6 protein-coding genes are annotated in these 3921 nt (G+C 48.7%); 4 read left to right on the top strand and 2 right to left on the bottom strand.

Annotation, left to right across the window (positions count from 1 at the left end; all coding sequences use genetic code 11):
- Positions 1–186: 186 nt before the first annotated feature.
- Positions 187–396: a hypothetical protein gene (locus tag ACYVI1_RS08720; RefSeq protein WP_460908929.1), complete on the bottom strand. Its 210-nt coding sequence runs from the start codon at positions 394–396 to the stop codon at positions 187–189.
- Positions 397–780: 384 nt separating this feature from the next.
- Here ACYVI1_RS08720 and ACYVI1_RS08725 point away from each other — a divergent pair, with 384 nt between their 5' ends.
- From ACYVI1_RS08725 to ACYVI1_RS08735, 3 genes are all read left to right on the top strand, one after another.
- Entirely contained in the window at positions 781–1065 is a 285-nt protein-coding gene (locus ACYVI1_RS08725; protein WP_460908931.1) for a hypothetical protein, read from the top strand.
- Positions 1066–1081: 16 nt separating this feature from the next.
- Entirely contained in the window at positions 1082–1279 is a 198-nt protein-coding gene (locus tag ACYVI1_RS08730) for a hypothetical protein (protein WP_460908933.1), read from the top strand.
- A gap of 101 nt (positions 1280–1380) precedes the next feature.
- On the top strand, positions 1381–2253 hold the full coding sequence (locus ACYVI1_RS08735; protein ID WP_460908935.1) for an Rpn family recombination-promoting nuclease/putative transposase: 873 nt from the start codon (positions 1381–1383) through the stop codon (positions 2251–2253).
- 88 nt (positions 2254–2341) lie between these two features.
- Here ACYVI1_RS08735 and ACYVI1_RS08740 read toward each other — a convergent pair whose 3' ends face one another.
- Positions 2342–2653: a hypothetical protein gene (locus ACYVI1_RS08740; protein ID WP_460908937.1), complete on the bottom strand. Its 312-nt coding sequence runs from the start codon at positions 2651–2653 to the stop codon at positions 2342–2344.
- 847 nt (positions 2654–3500) lie between these two features.
- Between ACYVI1_RS08740 and ACYVI1_RS08745 the strand changes: the two genes are divergently transcribed.
- Entirely contained in the window at positions 3501–3815 is a 315-nt protein-coding gene (locus ACYVI1_RS08745; RefSeq protein ID WP_460908939.1) for a hypothetical protein, read from the top strand.
- Positions 3816–3921: the final 106 nt, after the last annotated feature.

Here is a 3921-nt window from a genome sequence, read left to right on the forward strand (position 1 = left end):
ACAGGACTCACGTCTCGTCGGTGGGTTGGCAGCCCAACCAAACAAGGGTGAAAAGGTCGCAGGCACGTTTGTTTTTTCTGTCTATCTTCCTCATCCATCAGCCCTTGTTGGCGTTGGGTGGAACGAGCAAGTAATGCTTCAAAGTCGGGCATCGTGCGACAGGTTGACCGCTCGACGTGGTCAAGTTTAGGCTTCCATTTCCGGGCCTCGGCTGACAGGGCGAACGCCCCGACAGGCCAAGTTTAGGTTTGGGAGCAGCGTCTGTGCGACAGGGTAAACGCCCCGGCAGTCGGGCTTTAAAAAGTAAGGCAGGTCGCGTTCGACAAGGCAAACGCCCCGGTGTTTGCGGCTCGACAGAAGCGGATTTGATGCGTTGTTAAGCTTCGCGCTCGGCACAAAAAAAGCGGATTGGTGCGTTGTTGTCCGCTCCGCGTGGGCCGCTCACCGCTGACAAGATGCTCGCCGGTGAGGACGCTTTTCAGCCCAACCAAACGAGGGTGTAAAGGTGTAACCGACTCGCGTTCAGGCATGTAACTCGCTCACCATCAGCCCTCGCGGGCGTTGGGTGTTCCATACAAGTAGTGCTTGCGGGGCGGGTTCCGTGCGACAAGTTGAACGCCCCGGTAAGGCAGGTTTAGGCTTCCATTTCCGGGTTTCGGCTGACAGGGTGAACGCCCCGGTTGGGCAAGTCTAAAAAGTCTCCATTTTTGGGCACTTGCGACATAGTAAACGCTCGGACGAGACAGAGTTACATTTTTCAATAAAACGCAAACTGTTTAGATGAATTACATCTGGTTAGGTTCTCTTATTTTACTTGGTTACTTCATCTATAAACTGGCCCCAAATGATAATGGGGCTTCGTATCGAAAAGTTGTTGGAGCTTACATTTTATGGGCGTTCGTTAACTTGATTCTTTTGCTAATGGCTGAAGGAGATAGTAGTGATTTTTGGCCTTTTGATGGTTTTAAGTATATCCGGGACTATGATATGAGTGAGTTTGCGGTTTATGTTTTTGGGCCAGTCGTTTATAATTACGCCCGTAACCTGATGAGAAATCCTCGGTAAAATAAATTATGTAGCTATGCAAACAAAAATAGAAGCGTTCGACGATGAAGTAGGAAGAGATATAATCCCAATAAACTTACCTACAGATTATAAGCCAGCAGAAGGCCAATTGATTGAAACAACTGATGGCATGTATGTAGTGAAAGGCTATTACGAAAATAATATGAACGGTTTTGTAAGCCGAATTTCGCTGATTGTTAGAAAGGCTCAATAATTCGTCAAATCTCATGCGACAGGAATCACGTCTCGAAGGAAGGTTATAGCCCAACCGTTGATGACAGGTGACTGTATCCGCGTTTCCGTTATCTTCACGTCATGGATTTAGTCAATGACGACAAACGGTTTATTTCTATCCTTTCGGATTACGGCTTCAAAGTAACTTTTGGCAATGAAGCCGACACGCGGTTTTTGCGTAGAGCGTTACAGGCCCTGATTCAATCGCCGATACCAATAAAAAAAGTCGATTTTATCGAAAGTGAGATTCCGGGCCTGACCCGTGACAGCCGGAGCGGGGTGTACGATGTAGCCTGTACCGATGAAGCCGATAATCAGTTCATTGTGGAAATGCAGTTGAGCAAGTACCCCGATTTTATCCAACGCATGAAGTTCTACTCATTTTACCGACTCAACACGTTGGTGAGGAAAGGACGCTATAAGTTCGAAGGCTTGCCCAAAATTTATTGCATCGGCATTTTGGCCACCAATATCTTTCCCCATATCACTGATTATCATAACGTTGCGATGCTGAGAAACGAAAAAGGTGAACTGATTGACGACCAAACCACGTTCATTACAGTAGAATTGGCTAAATTCAAGAAGCGGTTAGCCGACGTGCATACCGACTTAGACAAACTGATTTACACCATGAAAGCAACACACAAAGCAACTAAACCCAAACAATTTCCTCAGTTCTGGAATGAGGAGTGGTTAGAAGCGGCCATCAAAGAGTTGGACACCCGGCAGATGTCGCCCGAAAAGCGGATGGCCTACGAAATGACGCTTTCGGCGAATGCATTGGCAATTGAGAATGAGAATAAGAAAATTCAAGAAGCGCAGTTGGCGGTCAAAACAGAGACGGTCAAAAATGCTCTCTCGAAAGGACTTGATATAAGTTTAGTAGCTGACATTGCGGAGGTTAGTGTTGAGTTTGTCCTAAATATTCAAAAGCAACTCAGTAGCAAAAAGTAATTGGGCAGCTTCTCGGCGACAGGTTGCACGTCCCGAAGGAAGGCTTTCAGCCCAACCGTCCATGTGTGTAAAGGCTCCTGCGTCGCCATCACCACATGGGGTCGTTGGGTGAACCGAACAAGCATTTAAAAAAGTACGTGAAAATCAGCGTCTCGGCGACAACTTGCACGTGCAGACAGGCAGGCTTTTGGGTCGCCATTTCGGGGTCGCTTGCGACAGAGTGAACGCCCCGGTTGGGCCAGTTGAAACGGGAGTTTTTTACCTTTCCGCCGACAGGCCAGCCGCCCCGACAGTCGGGCTTTAAAAAGTAAGGCAGGTCGCGTTCGACAAGGCAAACGCCCCGGTGTTTGCGGCTCGACAGAAGCGGATTTGATGCGTTGTTAAGCTTCGCGCTCGGCACAAAAAAAGCGGATTCGTGCGTTGTTGTCCGCTCCGCGTGGGCCGCTCACCGCTGACAAGATGCTCGCCGGTAAGGAAGCGTTGCAGCCCAACCAGGAAAGGGTGTAAAGGTGGCAAGTATATTTGTTTTAGTGAGCTAACTCGCACACCATCAGCCCTTTCGGGCGTTGGGTGCTGCCAACAAGTATAAAAAAAGCGTGAGTGTCATCGCTCCGGCGACAGGGCGCACGGCTCGGACAGGATAGCTTTTTTGGCTCATTCGGCGGCTCCCGTTGACAGGCCAAGCGCCCCAACAGTCGGGCTTGGACAGGTTGGGCGGGTTGGGTGCGACAAGCCAAACGCCCCGCCAATTCAGGCTCGACAGAAGCGGATTCGGTATGTTGCTGAGCTTCGCGCTCGGTGTAAAAAAGTGGAAAGTGCGTTGTTGTCCGCTCCGCATGGGCAGGTCACCGCTGACAAGATGCTCGCCGGTTGGGAGGGTTTGCAGCCCAACCAAACAAGGGTGAAAAGGTCGGGGGCGACCTCAGCAGAATGAGCTACCTTACTCATCCATCAGCCCTTGTGGGTGTTGGGTGAACCAAATAAGTAGTAAAAAAGCGTTCGTGTGCCGGGCCACTTGCGACAGAGCGCACGTCCCGACAGGCAAGCTTTAGCTCGTTCGGCAGCTCACCTGTGACAAAGGAGCCGCCCCGACAGGTTGGCTTTTAAAAAGGCTCGGTGGAAAGAGCAAAACCAGACTCGGTCTCAGCGGCTTGTGCGTTGTGTGCGCTCCGCGTGGGCAGGTCTTGAGTGGTGTTCGGCGATAGAAGGAAATTATTAATTTTAGGACAGATTAGAACGTTTAAAGCATGAACAAATTTATTCCCCCAATATTTCAAAGTTCTTCGTTTCATTGCCCACATTGCGGAGTTTTGGCCGAACAAATTTGGGGTTATGCAATTGATTGTACATATAAATTAAAATCGCCAAATGGAGTAACATTAGGCAATAGCTCCTACAATTTACCAAGTACCCAAGTGGCAAAGTGTAGTCATTGTACTCAGGCTTCAATCTGGATAGATGGTAATATGGTTTACCCATTAACTGGTAGCGTAGAGATGGCAAATCCTGACTTGCCCGAAGATATTAAAAACGATTACAATGAAGCCAAAGAGACTGTCTAAAAATAGCATTTTGATAAAAATAAGGAGCCGGTAAGTTTGTAGGAACAAAGAACCACCAATGTATCCTACTGATCTGACCGACTCCCAATGGCAAGTTATTCAAGAA

The organism is Spirosoma areae (genome assembly GCF_054781775.1).

Excerpts from the sequence above, each read along its gene's own strand:
- ACYVI1_RS08725 (WP_460908931.1), top strand. The coding sequence starts at position 781 with ATGAATTACATCTGGTTAGGTTCTCTTATTTTACTTGGTTACTTCATC.
- ACYVI1_RS08730 (WP_460908933.1), top strand. The coding sequence starts at position 1,082 with ATGCAAACAAAAATAGAAGCGTTCGACGATGAAGTAGGAAGAGATATA.
- ACYVI1_RS08745 (WP_460908939.1), top strand. The coding sequence starts at position 3,501 with ATGAACAAATTTATTCCCCCAATATTTCAAAGTTCTTCGTTTCATTGC.
- ACYVI1_RS08735 (WP_460908935.1), top strand. The coding sequence starts at position 1,381 with ATGGATTTAGTCAATGACGACAAACGGTTTATTTCTATCCTTTCGGAT.